Consider the following 18,910-nt stretch of genomic DNA (forward strand, 5'->3'; position numbering starts at 1 on the left):
CGCCACCCCGTCCTGTAGTCATAGTGCCTTGATCAAACTGGACATCAGAAACCGAATGCGTCCTTCATGACATGGAAAATGTAGTGCTGTTCCTGGATACCCTGGAACAGGTATGCCTTCGGGCCGCCTGCAAATATTTCCACTTCCTCGGCAGCATGAGTCTCTGAATCCAGCGGTACGGTCACTTCCTGGTGGAAGTCTGGATGGCTGGTATCCACATTGGTCATGTCTTCGATACGGCCACTGCGTGCAGGGAAGTTGTACACGTCTTCACCTGGCACGTTCGGGTAGTAGCCTTTACCGTTCGCGTAGGAAATGGTGGTATATGGGTTGCCGTCAGTTGCCTTTGTCAGGTTGCCGTCAACAGTCACCTTGCCAAGGATAGGATTGCCACGCTCTGGGTAACCACCGATTGTCATGGTGTGGCTATGGTCGGCAGTCACGATAATCAGGGTTTCATTCAGGTCAACCTTTTCCAGGGCCTTCTTCACTGCGTCAGACAAGGCAATGGTATCTGTCAGGGCGCGGTAGGCATTGTTGGCATGATGGCCATGGTCGATACGGCCAGCTTCCACCATCAGGAAGAATCCTTGCGGGTTCTTCTTGAGTATGTCCACGGCCTTGCCTGTCATTTCAGCCAGGGATGGCTCCTTGCCTGTATCAGTTGGACGATCATGCTCATATTCCATGTGGGAGCGCTCGAACAAACCCAGCAAGCGGTCTGTATTGGCTGGATTGATGGCATCAAACTGCGCCTGGTTCCAGACATACTTGCCACCGAACTTGTTCACATATTCCTGGGCCAGGTTACGGCCATCACGGCGCTCACCCATGCGACCGGCATCTTCCGGATCATTGAAGGTGTTAGGCAGGAATTTGCTACGGCCGCCGCCCAGTACAACCTCGATACCGTTGCCAATCCCGCCAGCGCCGAAATTATCGATCAGCTGGGAGGCAATATCTTTCACTTCGGTATCAGCTGGCACGTTGTTGTCAGATTCCCAGTCACGAGTCGATGTGTGGGCATAGGTGGCTGCCGGTGTCGCATGAGTGATACGTGCAGTGGAGACAATACCGGTGGAGCGGCCGTTCTGCTCAGCCAATTCCAGGATAGTCGCCAGCTTTGCTGCCTGCACTTTATTGTTATCCTTATCACCATTCTTGACCGTTTGGTTGACGGAGAGTACACCGTCATTTGTCTTCACGCCGGTCACCATCGCGGTCATGGTAGGTGCGGAATCGGATGTCTGCTGATTGGCAGAATAAGTCTTGGACAAAGCCAGATAGGGCAGCGTCTCGAAAGACAGCTTGTTGCGCTCGCCATCCAACCCCTTGAGCTGGCCTTCCAGAATGCGGGCAGCAGTCACTGTGGAAACACCCATGCCGTCACCAACAAACAGAATCACATTTTTGGCCTTGCGTGTATTGGGGTACAGCTTCTTGGCAGCAGCCAATGCTGCTTGTCCATCCTCATACCAGGTGCTGGCATCTTCCGCCATCGCCTGGCCGCCCATAGCCATCATCACTGCCAGTGCAGATACCTTCATCATTGCTTTTTTCATTTGATATATTCCCTGTATTAGATAGTGTTACGGCGGCGCAATACCAGGCCCAGCAAGCCCAATCCAGCCAGGAACATGGCATATGTATCGGCTTCCGGTACTGGCGTGACATTCAGGCTGACGTTATCCAGGCCTACTTGCAGAGCACCTTGGTTGCTCACGGAAGCAAAACGCAGCGTGTAATTCCCACCCGAGGCCAGCAGGCTGGTCAGGTCAAAGCTGTAATCCACATAATTATTGGAGTTGTCAGCACCATCAAAGCGACGACCATTGGCGCCTCCCAGATAATAGGTGCCAATAATGTCAGTAGCATTAACAGAGAATGGATCGGCACTTGCCAACAGCAGGTCAACACGTACATGCTGGTTTGGCGCGTAAGTACCGTTGGTTGTCGCATCCAGGCCTGCCTGGTTGATGTATACAATGCCATTGTCGCTCTGGTCATTCACGAACATCTGGAACGAAAGCACGGCCGAAGTCACAGCGCCAATGGAGAAGTTCTGGTACAACACCTGGCTGCTTGGATAGGCAGAATCCAATAGCCCATAGTAGTTACCGCTGGCGGCACCTACCGTGTTATAGCCACTGGCAGAGGATTGATGGGCATCGGTAGCAATCACAGAACCGAAAATTCCGTTTTCCTGGACTTGCCAACCTTGTGGATTATAGGTTTCGGAAGCGTCGGCCTCGAACCCCCCGTTCACGATCACTTCCTGCGCAAACGCAGGCACTGTAAACAGCATGGAACCAGCAATCGCCACTGCAATACCGCTATTCTTGAGCTTCATGATTACCCCTTTAGAGTTATAAAAACTGTTACGGAGCCCATACTAGAAATGCGCAATGTTAACTCTATGGAATATCCATAGGCCTAAAGAACTATATCCAGACGCCATTAACCCCAAATTTTGCAACAAGGCTGCAAACTAAAGCCGGAATAACAAGCAAGTGGTAAAATGACACGCTGTTCCAGCGTCTCGTCAGTTTTTTTATTAAATTTTGCCATCAAGTAGCCGCTGGCCTTATCTTTCGATCTCACCACAATAGAGCACCTCCTGATTATGGCTATCCAATGGTTTCCCGGACACATGACTTCTGCCCGCAAAAAGGCAGAAGAAACAATGGAATTTACCGACATCGTCATTGAAGTCCTGGATGCCCGCGTACCGGAGGCCAGCCATAACCCCATGATTGAAGACCTGCGGCGCTTCCGTCAACGCCCCAGCCTGAAAATACTGAACAAAGCAGACCTTGCTGACCCGGCTGTCACCCAGGATTGGCTCAACCATTTCAATCGCCAGGATGGCATCAGGGCCGTGGCACTATCCTGCAAGAAACCAGGAGACGCGAACAAGATTCCGGGGCTATGCCGCGCTATTGCACCTCATAGAGGCACCAACCTGAAACCGTTGCGCATGATGATCATGGGCATTCCCAACGTGGGGAAATCCACGTTGATGAATGCCCTGCTCAACCGCCGTATTGCCAAGGTGGGAGATGAACCAGCCGTCACCAAAAGCCAGCAACGCTTTGAGCTGAGCCCGCAGCTATCCATCACCGATACGCCGGGCATGATGTGGCCCAAGATCAAATATGAATCTGACGGCTACATGCTGGCAGCCAGCCACGCGATCGGCCGCAATGCCGTCATTGATGAAGAGGTGGCGGAATTTCTAGCCACCATTCTGCTGGAACGCTACCCTGCCCTGCTGAATGCCCGATACAAAACCGACGTCAGCAATATGGATGCCATCGATTTGCTGGAGGCGGTAGGCAGACGCCGCGGCTACCTACTGAAAGGTGGTGAATTCGACATGGAAAAAACCGCCATGGCTTTCCTGGTAGATTATCGCTCCGGCACGCTGGGACGCATCAGCCTGGAAACACCTGCGTCGCGCGCTAAGATGATGGCAACAATAGAAAACATGACTCTTGAAACAGATCAAATTGAAGATAAAGGCAATGATAGTCCGGAATAATGGTTTCTCTGACTATCCCTGGTCATAAATTTCTTTTTCTGGTTTCCCATTAGAATCATATAGATCAGGCTGAGTTTTAATTTTCAATATCAAGTGATTAGTCCAAACGTATCAGCCCTAATGGACTATTGAACACTCCTCATTGCAGAGCTAGCATGCAAGTGCTTTCAATTAATAATAAAAACAATCAATTAAATCTAATTAATTGCTATGAGGAGACCCAAATGAATATTTCCAAAATGCTGGCAGTAACGGCAACTAGCGTACTATTAACCGCTTCCTTCAGCGCCATTGCCGCGACCGATACCGTATATGGCACAGAATTCGGTACCGGCTCCAGCTACACCACTAACATTCTTGATACCAGCGTGACCTTTTACGCTAAAACAGGCACAAACAAAAAACATCTGAAAGATGCTGTTTTCAGTTACAAACCGGCCCAGGATGGTTATCAGGGTGTTGGCGTCTCCCCTAAAAAGGGCAACGACGTCACAGTAGGGGAAATCGACAAGCACGAGTGGATCATTGCCAAGTTTGATGATGCAACCGTCATCAGCAATATCACATTAGGCTTGTTGTTCAATGGTCCCGAATATGGCGATTCCAAGGAACAGGCCTCCATTACTGTTACCTATTTTGACAACTCCACCAGCACATTCAAGCTCATCGCCACCGGCGACACCACAGCCTCATGGACCGGTCTTGGCACCATAACCAACCTGAGCCCTGCCATCCAGGACCTGGGCGGGGTATGGAGCCTGGACAATCCATTTGGAGACGCGGCAGTCAAGTCATTCTCCCTGACATCGCTCAAGGATAAATCAGACTTCACGCTATACAGCGTAACTGCCGTCCCCGAGCCTGAATCCTACGCCATGCTGGCGCTTGGCCTCGGCCTGCTGGGATTTGCCGCCCGTCGCAAGAACAATAAGCTATACGCCTGATTCTACCCAGACACACTCTCTCGGCCCCGTCGCAGTATTGGCGGGGCTTTTTTTATGCCTGCATTGCCTCTATCAACTAGCTTCAAAAGCTGGCTCAAGCTAAAATCAGGGTCGATGTTGTTACACGCTTGTAGCAGCTTTTTCCTGAATTATCTCCGCCTACAGGCAAATCAACATGTTAAGCACCATGAATCCCCAACAGCGCGAAGCTGTGAAATATCTGGATGGCCCCTTGCTGGTGCTGGCCGGTGCCGGCAGCGGCAAGACCCGCGTCATCACCCAGAAAATCGCTTACCTGGTTGAAAAGTGTGGCTATTCGCCCAAGGAAATTGCGGCAATCACCTTCACCAACAAGGCAGCGCGTGAAATGCAGGAGCGTGTAGGCCATCTGCTGCCAGGCAATAACGCCAAAGGTCTGACGATTGCCACTTTCCACTCGCTAGGTCTGCAGATGCTTCGCCAGGAAGCCGAGCTGCTGGGCTACAAGCCGCAGTTCTCCATCCTGGACTCCTCGGACAGCTTCAAGATACTCTCCGATATTCTGGCCACCACCGATAAGCAGCTGTTGCGCAAGACGCAATGGCAGATTTCCAGCTGGAAGAATGCCTTCGTCAACCCGGACCAGGCAGCCGCGACTGCGGATGAAGAACTCTCCCATGCCGCGGCCAAGGTCTACCAGATTTACCAGCAAACCCTCAAAGCCTATCAGGCAGTGGATTTTGATGACTTGATCAAGCTGCCGGTGGAGCTGTTTGAAACCCATACCGATGCGCTGCGCAAATGGCAGCACAAACTCAAATACCTGCTGATCGATGAGTACCAGGATACCAATGCCTGCCAGTACAAACTGGTCAAATTACTGACTGGCGTTGAAGGCCGCTTTACTGCCGTGGGTGATGATGATCAGGCCATTTACGGCTGGCGTGGAGCCGATGTTGAAAACCTGCGCCAGCTCACCGAGGACTTCACACGCCTCAAGGTCATCAAGCTGGAACAAAACTACCGTTCTACGGTCCGTATCCTACGCGCCGCCAACCAGGTGATTGCCAACAATCCCAAGCTGTTTGAGAAAAAGCTCTGGAGTGAGCTCGGCACTGGCGACCTCATTCAGGTTAGCGCCGCCAAGGATGAAGACCATGAGGCTGAGTCAGTGGTCATGAAGCTGTTGGCCCACAAGTTTGAGCATAGAACCAAGTTTCTCGACTACGCCATCCTCTACCGCGGCAACCACCAGGCCCGTATTTTTGAACAGCAGCTGCGCCAGCAAAAAATCCCCTATACGATCTCTGGCGGTCAATCATTTTTTGACAAGGCGGAAATCAAGGATCTGGTCAGCTACCTGCGCCTGATTGCCAATGAAGATGACGATCCGGCATTTATCCGCGCTGCCACCACGCCGAAGAAGGGCATAGGCAACACCACGCTCGAGCGGCTTGGGGAATATGCCAGCCTGCATAAGATGTCATTGTTCGAGGCTGCCTTTGAAGGCGATTTCCAGCGTACCATGGCCAACCGGCAACTGGAAGATCTGCTCACTTTTTGCCAGTTCATCAACCGTATCCAGGAGCGTGCCGAAAAAGACCCGGCAGGTGAAGTGCTTAACGATATCCTTTCTGCCATCAACTACGAAGCCTTTCTCTATGACACGGAGGAACCACGCGCTGCCGAAAATAAATGGAAAAGCGTTATGGACTTTGTAGGCTGGCTGACTCGCAAAGGCGATGAAGACGAGAAAAACCTGCTGGCACTGACGCAAATGATTTCCCTCATGAGCATGCTGGAAGGACGCGAAGACAGCGAGCCGGATGCCGTCAAGCTCTCCACCCTGCATGCTTCCAAGGGACTGGAATATGGCCATGTGTTTCTGATTGGCTGCGAGGAAGGTATCCTGCCCCATCGTGAAAGCGTGGATAACGGCAAGATAGAAGAGGAACGCCGATTGATGTATGTTGGCATCACCCGCGCGCAAAAATCCCTGCATATCTCCTGGTGCCGTAAGCGCAAACGTGCCGGGGAAAATGAATCCTGCGAGCCCAGTCGCTTTATCGCCGAGTTACCTCCCGATGACGTACGCCACTCCGGTGGCCCACAGGCTGACCCGGCAACCAGCAAGGAAGAAGGCCGCCAGCGCATGGCACAGATTCGCGCCATGCTCAATGGACAAGGTTAAATGTGCCATCGCGGAAAGGTAAAAAAGCGATGGGCTGACTCATGAGCCTATCGCTTTTTCAATGGATTTATTTTGCGCAAGTTGAAGGTACATTAATCGATTAGTATGCAAAAGCGATTGAAGAAATAACCTGACATCTTCTCGCACTCCGCTCATTCGGAAACACAGCCCCTATCCCGGCATTAACAATTTTCAGGCATTCACTATTAAAAGCGAGTATTTATGGGCAGTTGGATGATAGCACTGGCCGCCGGTGCATTTTGTATCGGCATGACCGAATTTTTGCCCATGGGCCTGCTGCCCGACATTGCCCACAGTCTTGACGTTTCCATCCCTGCCACCGGCAACTTGGTCACTGTCTATGCATTGGGTGTGGTCGTAGGCGGCCCCTTGATGGTGGCCCTCACAATCAACCGCCCCCGTAAGGCCACCCTGCTGGCGCTCATGGCGATATTCACCCTGGGCAATATGCTATGTGCGCTTTCCCCCAACTATCTCACGCTGGCGGCAGCACGAATTTTTACCGCGCTCAGCCATGGTTCGTTTTTTGGCATAGGTGCCGTGGTCGCTATTTACTTGGCACCGCCCGGGCAAAGTGGCCGCGCGCTGGCGCTCATGTTCACCGGCCTCACACTGGCCAACGTGCTGGGCGTGCCGCTGGGCACCTTGCTGGGCCAGGAAACCAGTTGGCGCATTCCGTTCTGGACAGTAGCCGCTTGCGGTGCATTGGCGATGTACGCCATCTGGCGATTCATTCCCGACCTCTCTGCCATGCCCAAGCCAGACCTGCGCAAGGAAATGCACGCGGTCATGCAGCCCAATGTGCTGCTTGCCATGGCCATTACCGCCATTGGGTTTGCCGGCGTGTTCACGATTTTCACCTACATCACGCCAATTCTGGAAGACATGTCCGGCCTGTTGCCACACGAGGTCAGTTTCATGCTGATTGCCATGGGAGTTGCCGCCACCATAGGCCTCAATATCGGCGGGAAAATGGCTGATTGGAAACTATTGCCCACAATTACCCTCTCATTAGCAGGCATGGCGCTATTGGGCATTGTATTTGCGTGGAGCATGCAGTTCACCGTGGCAGCGATTGCCACGGCCTTTGTCTGGGGCCTGGTCAGTTTTGCAGTCGGGCCTGGACTTCAAACCAACGCCATGGCACAGGCAGGTGATTCGCCATTGATGGCGTCCACTGTCAACCAGAGTGCATTTAACCTGGGCAATGCCGGGGGCGCCTTCCTTGGCGGTGCGGTAATCCATTTTGGGCTTGGTTTACCAGCGGTTGCTCTTGCCAGTGCTGCGGTTGCTATTTGCGGCGCCCTGCTCACGATTTACAGCATAAGGCACTACGGTAAACAGAAAATCTAATTGTCCGCTCATGAACATCTGGGCGACTTAATCAAAGGTGATAAATGGCTAAGCAAACGGTGAAACCCGCATCAAGAAGATGGATGGCCCCAATCAAAGTCCTGCTGTGGCTATTGCTGACCATGGTGATTGTCGCCATTGTGTGCGAAATATTGGGCTGGCCATTCCTGCGGGCGCCTGCCGAGCGCTTGCTGAATGAAAAACTGGAACGCACAGTCAAGCTTGAACAACCATTCCAGCTGCATTTGTGGGCTGGCGTACAACTGGACTTAGGCCACCTGTTCATCTCTGCTCCTGCCAGCTTCACAGCCCCCCACCTGGTCGATGCTCACAATATCAGCTTAAAGCTGCGTTACCGCGATCTCTGGCAATACACCAAAAATAACCAGTTGCGTATACGTGAAATCAAGGTTGATCAAATTGATGCACAATTACTGCGTCAAGCTGATGGCACCTCCACATGGCAATTCCCCAAGGATGAGAGCCAGCCTGACAGTCCATTCCCCATCATAGAAACCCTGGTGGTCAAGAATGGGAGTAGCAAGATCGACGATGCAATCAGCCAGGCAGCAGTTGATGCCAAGTTCAGGACTGAGGAAGGAAGCAACAGCCAGGAGACTATGCACTCTGAACTCAGCATCAACGGAAAATTCCAGAACAAGCCTGTCAAGGCCTTCCTTGAAACTGCAGGCTTCCTGCCAATTGCCACCCAGGACCAGAACTCTCCTCCCATCAAGTCCAAGGGCTGGATGGAGTATGCCAAACTGAGAATAGATTTTGATGGACAGATATCCGACCTCTTTGGCAAAAAAAACATACAAGGCAAAGCCGTGGCTACTGGCAGTTCACTCGGCATACTGGGCGACCTAGTCGGCACACCATTGCCTACCACCGACCCTTTCAGGCTGAGTGCCACACTGGATAAAACCAGCGATATCTGGAACATCGATATAGACTCTGCCAAGGTCGGCAAAAGCAGCCTCTCGGCCCAACTAAAATATGATCCCCGTACGGACGACACTGTCCCGTTGCTGCAAGGGCATATTGATGGAAGCCGTTTCTATCTGGCTGATCTTGCACCAGCCTTTGGCACCAGCAAGCCTGATGGCACCAAGGCAGCTCCAGCCGGCAACCGCGCCATCCCCGACCGTCCACTAGACTTGCCATCATTGAATCAGGTAGACATGGATATCTCTCTCAAGTTGGATTACGTGGAACTCGGCAATGCCTTTGCCCTGCCCATCTCACCACTGAAAGGCCATTTGAAAATTTACAAAGGCAGATTCACAGTGGAGGATATTCTGGCCAGAACAGCTGATGGCACACTTTCAGGAACACTTTCCGTGGATGCGGGTGAGCCGCCAGTGAAAGCCAATTCCCGGCAATATGCGCCACAATGGCAGATCAAGCTGGCATGGAAGGACATCGTGCTGGAAAAATGGCTGCAAGTCTCAAAAACACGCCAGGAAGAAGCGAGGAAACAAGGCAAGACCGTCCCACCACCTTACGTCACTGGCACCTTGAATGGCAAAACAGACCTGACAGGCAAGGGTAGCTCCACTGCGGCATTGCTTGGCTCACTCAATGGAAAAACAACACTTTTCATTGAACAAGGCCAGATTTCCCGCCTGATTGTGGAGCTGATGGGACTGGATGTGGCACAAAGCGTCAGCGCATGGCTGGGCGGAGACCAATCACTCAATATGCAATGCGCACTGATGGACCTCAAGGCCACCAATGGCATTATCAAACCTGAAGTAGCGCTGATAGACACCCCTGTCACCCTGCTGCTAATCAATGGCAATGTGGATATGGGAGAAGAAAAACTGGACTTGCTGCTGGCCGCAAAACCCAAGAACTTCTCTCCTTTGACCGTACGCTCGCCAATCAAGGTGCAGGGGACATTCGTGCAACCCAAAGTGAGCCCTGAAGCAGTGCCAATTGCAGCCCGTCTGCTTGGCAGTGTAGCCCTGGCCTTTATCAATCCACTGGCAGCCATCCTGCCCTACCTGGATACCGGTTCCAAAAGCAACTCATACTCATGCAGCCAGGCCCTCGCTCATTTCAACCAGCAACAGAAACCTCAATAATATTTATCTGAATACCTGCACAGGCAATGTGCATACATATGCATTGGCCCGCCGGTTGTCACGCCCTCTCCTGCTACAATAGAGGCATGCCTTACATCACATTAGATCAAGCCAGTCTGGCTTACGGACATTACCCCTTACTAGACCATGCCGACTTCCAGCTAGACGCTGGGGAAAGAGTCGGCCTGATTGGTCGCAATGGCGCTGGAAAATCCAGCCTGCTCAAAGTCATCGCCAGCGAAAGCAAGCTTGATGATGGGACGTTCTGGCGAGCGCCCAATGCCCGCATTGCCTATGTTCCGCAAGAACCGCAGCTTGAACCAGAACATACTGTATTTGAAGCTGTCGCCGAAGGCCTGGGCGATTTGCGGCAAATACTGGTTGATTACCATAGCGTTTCACACCAGATGGGCGAACCTGATGCGGATATCGAAGCCCTGATGGACCGTATGCAGGAATTGCAACACCAACTTGATGCACGCGACGGCTGGCAATCTCAGGCCAAGGTCGATGCTGCGCTCAGTCGCCTTGAACTGAACGCCGATGCATTGATCAGCACACTTTCTGGTGGCTGGCGCAAACGCGTAGCATTGGCGCGTGCACTGGTGGCCGAGCCTGAAGTGTTGTTGCTGGACGAACCTACCAACCACTTGGACTTTGCCGCTATCGAATGGCTGGAAAACCTCCTGCTGGATTTCAAGGGTAGCGTGCTGTTTATCACCCATGACAGGCGCTTTCTTGACCGGCTGGCGACACGCATTGTCGAACTGGATCGCGGCCACCTCACCGACTTCATCGGCAATTACGCCAACTACGTGGTGAAGAAGGAAGAACTGCTGGCAGTGGAAGCCACCCATGCTGCCAAGTTTGACAAGGTACTGGCCCAAGAAGAAGCCTGGATACGTCAGGGCATTAAGGCACGGCGCACCCGTAATGAAGGCCGGGTACGCCAGCTGGAGAAACTGCGACTGGAACGTGCTGCTCGGCGCGAGCGTCAGGGTAATGTCAAGCTAACACTGGATAGCGGCGAACGCTCAGGCAAGCTGGTTGCCGAGTTAGAAAACGTTCAAAAAGCCTATGGCGAGCGCATGCTCATCAACAGCTTCAGCACGCGCATCATGCGTGGTGACCGCATTGGCCTGCTTGGCCCCAATGGCATAGGTAAAACAACCCTGCTCAAACTGATTTTGGGTGAACTGGAAGCTGACAGCGGCACCATACAGCGCGGCACCAACCTCAATGTGGCCTATTTCGACCAGATGCGTGAGCAGCTTGATGAGGAAGCCTCACTGGCTGATACCATCAGCCCTGGCTCCGAATTTGTCCAGATAGGCAATGAGCGTAAGCATGTGATCAGTTATCTGGAAGACTTCCTTTTTCCACCTCAGCGCTCAAGATCACCGGTGAAATCTCTTTCTGGCGGTGAGCGCAACCGCCTGTTGCTGGCCCGGCTCTTTGCTCGTCCCGCCAATGTGCTGGTGCTGGATGAACCCACCAATGATCTTGATATTGACACCCTGGAACTGCTGGAAAGCCTGTTGCAGGAGTTTGAAGGCACGCTGTTCCTGGTCAGCCATGACCGGGCATTTCTGGAAAATACGGTCACTCAGGTAATTGCGTTTGAAGGCAATGGAGTACTGAGCGAATTCAGCGGTGGTTATGATGACTGGCACCGCTTCACCCAGTCGCAGGCCAGCGCAAAAAATCTTGAGAAGCAGGACAAATCCGCAAAGCCCAGCCCTCCTTCCACACTATCCGGCAATACATCCCTTACGAAAAAAGTAGCCAGCAAGCTCAACTTCAAGGAAACTCGGGAATTGGAAGCCTTGCCAGCACGCATTGAAGGATTGGAAGCCGAACAAGCTGCAATCAACGTGGCTCTGGCAAACCCGGATTTATACAAGGAAAGCCCGGAAAAAGCACGCACGCTGCAACAACGACTCAGTGAAATTGAGCAGGAGCTTGACGCTGCCATGTTGCGCTGGGAGGAGCTTGCCAGCCGGGATTAACTTGAAGTAGCAATTGTCACAACACCTGCCGTGACATCTGGCAAACGGATTGAAAAGGAGGGTTATATTGGATTCGTTGTGGAACTCATACACGGCCAATATCAGTTATGCCATCAGCCAGCTCTGTATTGCCATTATCATGGGCGGGCTGTATTTTCTGGCACCTTCTGAACGCAGCACCCGGTATTGGGCAATCGCAGGTTTACTTAGCATTCTCGGATCGTCACTGACCGCACTCAGAGTTTCGCAATTCGGTTATTTGCCCCTCATTATGGGTTCCACCATCATGATTGCCGCAATGACGGCAAAATGGTGGGGCACCCAGGCTTTTTTTGGCAAGGCTCCCGACCGCAGAGGCTGGCACCTTGTATTGGGCTTTTTTATTGCTTTCAGCCTGCTCACCCTGAACCATGAGTCGCAGGCCTATTATAGGACCTTGCTGTTTTCAGTTTTGCTGGCCATATTAATGTTCCTCAATGTCTATGAGGTGCTGATTGCCCGCAAACTCAAATTATCATTCGCCAATAGTTTGGTGGTAATCGCCTATACGCTGGGCGGTACCGACTTCATTGTGCGCGGCATGATGGCGCTTGAGGGACAGATAGACCTCAGCCCGCAAAGCCATGACCCTATCAATGTGTTTGGCTTGTATCTCATCCCCATGTGGTGCAACCTCCTAGGCTCGCTTGGTTTACTGTTGATGTATTTTGAATCCATCATCAAGGCCAAAGAACATCTGGCAACTCACGATGAACTCACCAAGCTCTACAACCGGCGGGCACTGGTGACACTGGGGCAGCGGGAAGTGGATATTGCACACCGTTATCACAAGGCTATCAGCGTCTTCATGCTGGATATCGACCATTTCAAACAGGTCAATGACACCTACGGGCATGAAGCTGGCGATATCGTCTTGCGCAACATCGCCCAAGCCATCAGTGCGGCCTGTCGGAACACCGATATTGTTGGCCGCTATGGCGGCGAGGAGTTCTGCATTATCTGTCCCAATACCGACTTGGCAGAAGCCAGCGCCTTGGGAGAACGCCTGCTGGAAGCAACCCGCGCCCTTCATCATGCCCCATGCGACAGCAGGCAAATTACCAGCAGCCTGGGACTATATTCATGGGATCCCCATAAAGACCTGGGCACCGGCTGGGAGACCATGCTGCGGCGGGCAGATACTGCACTCTATGCAGCGAAAGCCAATGGCCGCAACCGTATGCTGAAATATCAATCTGACGAGGATATTCCAGACATCAATAAAATTAACTTATTAACTTAATTTAAACAATCAATTTTATTTATTCAACTTATCCCGCTACACTGCAATCTCACTATTTCAACCACCCCAAGGAGATTGCAATGTCCACCCCGATTGTCAACAGTGAAGTCAAACCATTCAAGGCTACTGCATTTCATAACGGTGAATTCGTCACCGTGACCGAAGCAGACCTGAAAGGCAAATGGTCAGCCGTTGTATTCTACCCCGCTGACTTCACTTTTGTTTGTCCAACTGAACTTGGCGATGTTGCCGACCATTATGAAGAGCTGCAGAAGCTTGGCGTTGAAGTGTATTCCGTTTCTACCGATACTCACTTCACCCATAAAGCATGGCACGATACTTCAGACACCATCAAGAAGATCAAGTACCCAATGATTGGTGATCCAACTGGCGTGATTTCCCGCAACTTCAATGTCTACATTGAAGAAGAAGGCCTGGCACTCCGCGGCACATTCATTATTGATCCAGAAGGCAAGATCAAGGCTGCTGAAGTAAATGATCTTGGCATTGGCCGCTCCGCCAAGGACCTGGTACGCAAAGTGCAGGCAGCCCAGTACGTGGCCACCCATGATGGCGAAGTTTGCCCTGCATCATGGCAGCCTGGTGAAGCCACCTTGGCTCCATCACTGGACTTGGTAGGCAAGATCTAAGAACGATTCAAATGCAGCAAGCCCGGGCAACTTAAACTCCCTGCCTTGCCCGGGCAACTTTTACTAGCATTAAAGAAAAGAGAATACATCATGTTGGATGCCAATATCAAAACCCAATTAAAAGCATATCTGGATAAGGTGACACAGCCGATCGAGATCGTTGCTTCAGTAGACAGCAGCGACAAATCTCGCGAAGTGTTGTCACTACTGAGCGATCTCAAAAGCCTGTCTCCCCTCATCTCTGTGCAACAACGTGATGATGACGATCAACGTAAACCCTCATTTAGCCTCAATAGCCCAGGGAAAAACATCGGCATCCGCTTTGCCGGCATTCCCATGGGACACGAATTCACATCCTTGGTGCTTGCCCTGTTGCAAGTAGGCGGGCATCCACCCAAGGCAGAAACAGAAGTCATCGAACAGATTCGCGGCATAGAAGGCGAATTCAATTTCGAGACTTACATTTCCCTCAGCTGCCACAACTGTCCAGAGGTAGTACAGGCATTGAACCTGATGGCCGCAATCAATCCTAATATTCGTCATACCATGGTAGACGGAGCGCTGTTCCAGGATGAGGTCAATGAGCGCCGCATCATGGCTGTGCCTACCATATTCATGAACGGACAGGAATTTGGTCACGGCCGCATGGGAGTAAAGGAAATACTCAACAAGATAGATACTGGCGCCATTGCCCGTGAAGCCCAAAAGCTTTCCGAAAAGGCTCCTTATGACGTGCTGATCGTCGGCGGTGGCCCTGCAGGAGCTTCTGCCGCGATCTACTCGGCACGCAAAGGCATCCGGACAGGCCTGGTTGCAGATCGTTTTGGCGGACAGGTGATGGATACCATGGCCATAGAGAACTTCATTTCGGTGAAGGAAACCGATGGCCCCAAGCTGGCCGCCTCTCTTGAGGAACATGTCAAAAGTTATGACGTTGACATCATGAATCTGCAGCGCGCTTCCGCCCTGGTGCCAGCTGCTAGCCATGACGGCCTGATGGAAGTCCGGCTGGAGAGTGGTGCCGTACTCAAATCCAAGTCGATCATCGTCTCCACTGGTGCACGCTGGAGGGAAATCAATGTTCCCGGTGAACAGGAATACCGCGGACGTGGCGTGGCATATTGTCCCCATTGCGACGGTCCCCTGTTCAAGGGCAAGAGCGTAGCTGTCATCGGCGGTGGTAATTCTGGTGTAGAAGCCGCAATAGACCTGGCTGGTATCGTCAAGGACGTCACACTGCTGGAATTCAACGGGGAATTGCGTGCCGATGCAGTCTTGCAGAAAAAACTGTTCAGCCTCCCCAACGTCACCGTGATTACTGGTGCGCAAACCACTGAAATCAACGGCAATGGCGAAAAGGTCAATGGCATCACTTACATCAACCGCCAGACAGGCGAATCCCATCGCTTAGATTTGGCCGCAGTCTTCATCCAGATCGGCCTCGTGCCCAACACCGACTGGATCAAGGATACAGTTGCCTTGAGCAAGTTTGGCGAAATTGAAGTGGATGCCAAGGGGCAAACCTCAATACCAGGCGTGTTTGCTGCAGGTGACGTCACCACCGTCCCCTTCAAGCAAATCATCATTGCCATGGGTGAAGGATCCAAGGCTGCCCTGGGTGCATTTGAACACCTGATACGCTCCTGAGCCAATAACGGTGCTGTTCAACATGGCCAAAAACCGTGGGAAACAGTACCGCTAATTCTGCTAAAAAGGTAGAATGGCGCTTGGCTGTCCTCGTGGTGAAACGGATATCACCGGCCCCTCCTAAGGGTCAGTTTCAGGTTCGAGTCCTGACGGGGACACCAATCCCCAGTTCAAAGCCGTATAGCCCCATCCAATAAACCCCGCCAGATCACAATGACTGCGGGGTTTTCTGTTTAATGTCGACCAATCATATCCATTCCAATCCGCCATCAAGTTAGCTCAGATTCCGCCATAAATCCTAGCGCCAATCGAAAAACCAACTAAGGTAGAAACAGAAAATTTTGTCACCAATAGCTTTGCGGCGATTGCACGCTAGCGGGTATGCATGATTGCTACGGAAGGCTTGTAGGCAAGGTGATCCACAACGGTCAGGACATCAATCTGCAGCAGATACAAAAGCATGGCATGACTTGGTAGTATGAGCGGGAGCAGGACGTGAAGGATCGGTCTATCTATGCCCAGGCCTAGTATCTGGGGCAGGGAAACAAGCTAAGCCTGTGGGTTGATAAGATTCCGGTTGCTCCTTGGACTTAGGAGGTGATAGTTAAGGCTTTCTCCTTTATCTTCATGCTTCTCTAAAAAGTTGATTTTTTATTGCTTCATTAGTCTATTCGGACTATATCAACCACATATTAATATATTGATTTAAAGAACATAATTATCGCGCAATACCTCACCCCCCTTGGGAGATAATTATGAAAATGCACCAATTAGCATTGATTCCATTACTTCTTTCCTCAGCCGTAGCAATCGCTGCCCCAACGACATTCAACTCAACAAATGTTGATATCACATTTGATATTGATAACTTCTTGTTTGAAGTAGAAGCGCCCTATTTAATTACACTTCCCAACTCAATTGCAACAGTGAGCGGTGTTGATAACGGCCTGGAATTGGATTTTGGATATAATTTTCAGGTTTCAGCCAGTGGCGGAAATTTCTACTCTGAAACGCATAATGGCAATTTTAATATCCCATTAAGCTTTACTGCGCAATCGGGATACCAAATCGATAGTTATACCGTTACTTACTCAGGCAGCTACACCCTCATGAATGTAGGTGGAGTAGGCGCTGGGGGCACAGCTAATTCATTTTATGCGGATGAATATCTCGGCTCAGGTGCCTACGCTCAGCCATTTACTGTAGCAGGGACAGTAGACGGTGAATTCTTGCCTGCAGTTGTCGGTAACCTTTTCGCAAGTGCTGACTATATTTACATTCAAGTGCAAGTGGGTACCGAATTACAATTTTCACATTATGAGGACATTCTCATTGGCTGTGATGATGAAGGAAATAATTGTGAATATTATCAATCGCCGGTTTATATAGAAGTGCCCGTTTATATGGACCAAGGTGTAATAGGTGAGGCTAGTCTCACCTTAAGCTCTATCAAAGTAGTTGCAAATGTTGTGGCTGTACCGGAAGCAGATACTTATGCTCTACTGTTGGCAGGTTTGGGCGTGGTTGGTTTCATGGCTCGCCGACGTAAGCTGGTTAATTGATAGCTAGTATTAAGCCAAGAACCCGCCTTGGCGGGTTTTTTATTCCTATATTATTCCAAGATTAGTTCCTGGCTAACATACAGGGTCTAGATGCTCTCAATCTGGGCCTTATTCCTTGACACCCAAATTGGCCTTGGCGATGACTATTGAGGGTTGACCATTTGCCTTACCTGGCACACCAATGAAGCGATGGTTTTAGTATCCTTATCCCGACTGAGCGGCAGGAATCCTTCATTAGTGCCATAAAAAGAGGTGCCAAGCGCCCGATAGCTGTGCCTTTTACAGTCAAATTCCAATATCATCTGCTTGGTTACGACCTGCTTCATACCGTCTGCCTGATTGCCAGTTTTTGGTGGATTTGCTGTCACTTTTGCCATGATCGATGAATAAGCATCGTGCTCATCATAAGAGTCAAGATCAACAAACAATTCTGAATCCTGTGTTTTAACAAGCGACTCCCACTCGACTGCCCAGGCAAAAACAGGAAATAGGAGAATTGTGAATATTAAAATCAGGATAACCGGTTTCATGATGTGCCCTTTACAATTTTCATCATTTTGTTGCAAAGGTGTTATGAAAGATATTCGGCAAATAACGCATATAGAGGTAGAAAATAAAAAAGCGAGCACAAGGCTCGCTTTTTTATTTTTTGGCGGAGTGGACGGGACTCGAACCCGCGACCCCCGGCGTGACAGGCCGGTATTCTAACCAACTGAACTACCACTCCTAAACCGTGCGCATGCTATAAAGCACTTGCGTCTTATCACTCAGGCGGATGGTGGGTGCTGACGGGGTCGAACCGCCGACATTCGCCTTGTAAGGGCGACGCTCTACCAACTGAGCTAAGCACCCTGCCTGACTGAGGAGGCGCATTCTACAGCAATTTATGGATTTGAAAAGAGGGTAATCAGCATTTTTTTCATAAAGATTGAATCCGCTGCGAGGAGGCAAATACGGGCATGGCAGGCAAGGTATACTTATGCTGTTAAACTTCAACTACTTGCTATATGCCTGAACAGAACAGGGCTTTTTTCCTGTTAACCATTTATGGAGGAATCATGCTCAAGATTTTTGCTGCCCTGGTCATCATGGGGCTGGCTTTGATAGCGTTTCGGTTTGCCAATGCTGCCGCCATACCCAAGACAGGCTCGGCCGCTCCGTCATTTACGCTGCCTGACGCCAAGAAACAAAATCACAGCCTGGCAGATTATTCAGGCCAATGGTTGGTACTTTACTTTTATCCCAAGGATGATACCCCAGGCTGCACCAAGGAAGCATGCAGTTTCAGGGATGACTTGTTTCAACTGGAAAAACTTGGCGCAAAGGTTGTGGGTATCAGTGTTGATGATTCAGCTTCCCACGCAAAATTTGCAGAAAAATACAGCCTGCCCTTCCCCCTACTCTCAGATGCCGATGGCAAAGTGGCGGACAGTTATGGTGCGCTGACCAATCTGGGCATTATCAAGATTGCCAAACGATATACCTTTCTCATTGACCCCAAAGGCAATATTGCTAAAACCTATCTGAGTGTAGATACTTCCCGGCACTCACAGGAAATTATTGAAGACCTAAAAAAATTCAAACAATAAACTATTGCCACACCATAAAAAAGCCGGGTATTCCCGGCTTTTTTCATTTTAT

General features: G+C 50.9%; 14 protein-coding genes and 3 tRNA genes. 12 read left to right on the top strand and 5 right to left on the bottom strand.

The window, feature by feature from the left end; all coding sequences use genetic code 11:
* Nucleotides 1-44: 44 nt before the first annotated feature.
* Both LG200_RS07050 and LG200_RS07055 read right to left on the bottom strand, forming a co-directional pair.
* Nucleotides 45-1,562 (bottom strand): alkaline phosphatase, encoded by a 1,518-nt coding sequence (locus LG200_RS07050; RefSeq protein ID WP_226756867.1) that lies wholly within the window; start codon nt 1,560-1,562, stop codon nt 45-47.
* Between the two features lie 17 nt (nt 1,563-1,579).
* Complete coding sequence (locus LG200_RS07055) at nt 1,580-2,350, bottom strand: PEP-CTERM sorting domain-containing protein (protein ID WP_226756868.1); 771 nt, start codon at nt 2,348-2,350, stop codon at nt 1,580-1,582.
* A gap of 273 nt (nt 2,351-2,623) precedes the next feature.
* Here LG200_RS07055 and ylqF point away from each other — a divergent pair, with 273 nt between their 5' ends.
* From ylqF to LG200_RS07115, 11 genes are all read left to right on the top strand, one after another.
* On the top strand, nt 2,624-3,541 hold the full coding sequence (gene ylqF, locus LG200_RS07060) for a ribosome biogenesis GTPase YlqF (protein WP_226756869.1): 918 nt from the start codon (nt 2,624-2,626) through the stop codon (nt 3,539-3,541).
* A 224-nt stretch (nt 3,542-3,765) separates the two neighbouring features.
* Entirely contained in the window at nt 3,766-4,485 is a 720-nt protein-coding gene (locus LG200_RS07065; protein WP_226756870.1) for a PEP-CTERM sorting domain-containing protein, read from the top strand.
* Between the two features lie 175 nt (nt 4,486-4,660).
* Nucleotides 4,661-6,655, top strand: coding sequence for a UvrD-helicase domain-containing protein (locus tag LG200_RS07070; protein ID WP_226756871.1), 1,995 nt, complete (start codon nt 4,661-4,663; stop codon nt 6,653-6,655).
* 234 nt (nt 6,656-6,889) lie between these two features.
* Nucleotides 6,890-8,029, top strand: a complete 1,140-nt coding sequence (locus LG200_RS07075) for an MFS transporter (RefSeq protein ID WP_226756872.1) — start codon at nt 6,890-6,892, stop codon at nt 8,027-8,029.
* A gap of 83 nt (nt 8,030-8,112) precedes the next feature.
* Nucleotides 8,113-10,119, top strand: coding sequence for an AsmA family protein (locus tag LG200_RS07080; protein ID WP_226756873.1), 2,007 nt, complete (start codon nt 8,113-8,115; stop codon nt 10,117-10,119).
* Nucleotides 10,120-10,205: 86 nt separating this feature from the next.
* Nucleotides 10,206-12,128 (top strand): ATP-binding cassette domain-containing protein, encoded by a 1,923-nt coding sequence (locus LG200_RS07090; RefSeq protein ID WP_404809790.1) that lies wholly within the window; start codon nt 10,206-10,208, stop codon nt 12,126-12,128.
* 67 nt (nt 12,129-12,195) lie between these two features.
* The gene (locus LG200_RS07095; RefSeq protein WP_226756874.1) at nt 12,196-13,410 is read left to right on the top strand and encodes a GGDEF domain-containing protein; all 1,215 of its coding nucleotides are present in this window, start codon (nt 12,196-12,198) and stop codon (nt 13,408-13,410) included.
* A gap of 80 nt (nt 13,411-13,490) precedes the next feature.
* Nucleotides 13,491-14,060, top strand: coding sequence for an alkyl hydroperoxide reductase subunit C (gene ahpC / locus LG200_RS07100; protein ID WP_226756875.1), 570 nt, complete (start codon nt 13,491-13,493; stop codon nt 14,058-14,060).
* A gap of 90 nt (nt 14,061-14,150) precedes the next feature.
* Nucleotides 14,151-15,707, top strand: coding sequence for an alkyl hydroperoxide reductase subunit F (gene ahpF, locus LG200_RS07105; RefSeq protein ID WP_226756876.1), 1,557 nt, complete (start codon nt 14,151-14,153; stop codon nt 15,705-15,707).
* A gap of 86 nt (nt 15,708-15,793) precedes the next feature.
* Nucleotides 15,794-15,868: transfer RNA gene (locus tag LG200_RS07110), tRNA-Arg, on the top strand.
* Between the two features lie 594 nt (nt 15,869-16,462).
* A complete protein-coding gene (locus LG200_RS07115) occupies nt 16,463-17,269 on the top strand; it encodes a PEP-CTERM sorting domain-containing protein (protein ID WP_226756877.1) in 807 nt (268 codons plus the stop codon).
* A 143-nt stretch (nt 17,270-17,412) separates the two neighbouring features.
* Here LG200_RS07115 and LG200_RS07120 read toward each other — a convergent pair whose 3' ends face one another.
* The 3 genes from LG200_RS07120 to LG200_RS07130 all read right to left on the bottom strand — a co-directional run bounded on the left by LG200_RS07120 (nt 17,413) and on the right by LG200_RS07130 (nt 18,121).
* Entirely contained in the window at nt 17,413-17,799 is a 387-nt protein-coding gene (locus tag LG200_RS07120; protein ID WP_226756878.1) for a surface-adhesin E family protein, read from the bottom strand.
* Between the two features lie 120 nt (nt 17,800-17,919).
* Nucleotides 17,920-17,996: transfer RNA gene (locus tag LG200_RS07125), tRNA-Asp, on the bottom strand.
* A gap of 49 nt (nt 17,997-18,045) precedes the next feature.
* Nucleotides 18,046-18,121: transfer RNA gene (locus LG200_RS07130), tRNA-Val, on the bottom strand.
* Between the two features lie 206 nt (nt 18,122-18,327).
* On the opposite strand from LG200_RS07130, the gene LG200_RS07135 reads away from it, so the two are divergent.
* Complete coding sequence (locus LG200_RS07135) at nt 18,328-18,858, top strand: peroxiredoxin (RefSeq protein WP_226756879.1); 531 nt, start codon at nt 18,328-18,330, stop codon at nt 18,856-18,858.
* Nucleotides 18,859-18,910 lie beyond the last annotated feature (52 nt).

The sequence above is a fragment of the Methylobacillus caricis genome (genome assembly GCF_020532705.1).
Lineage (GTDB): Bacteria > Pseudomonadota > Gammaproteobacteria > Burkholderiales > Methylophilaceae > Methylobacillus > Methylobacillus caricis.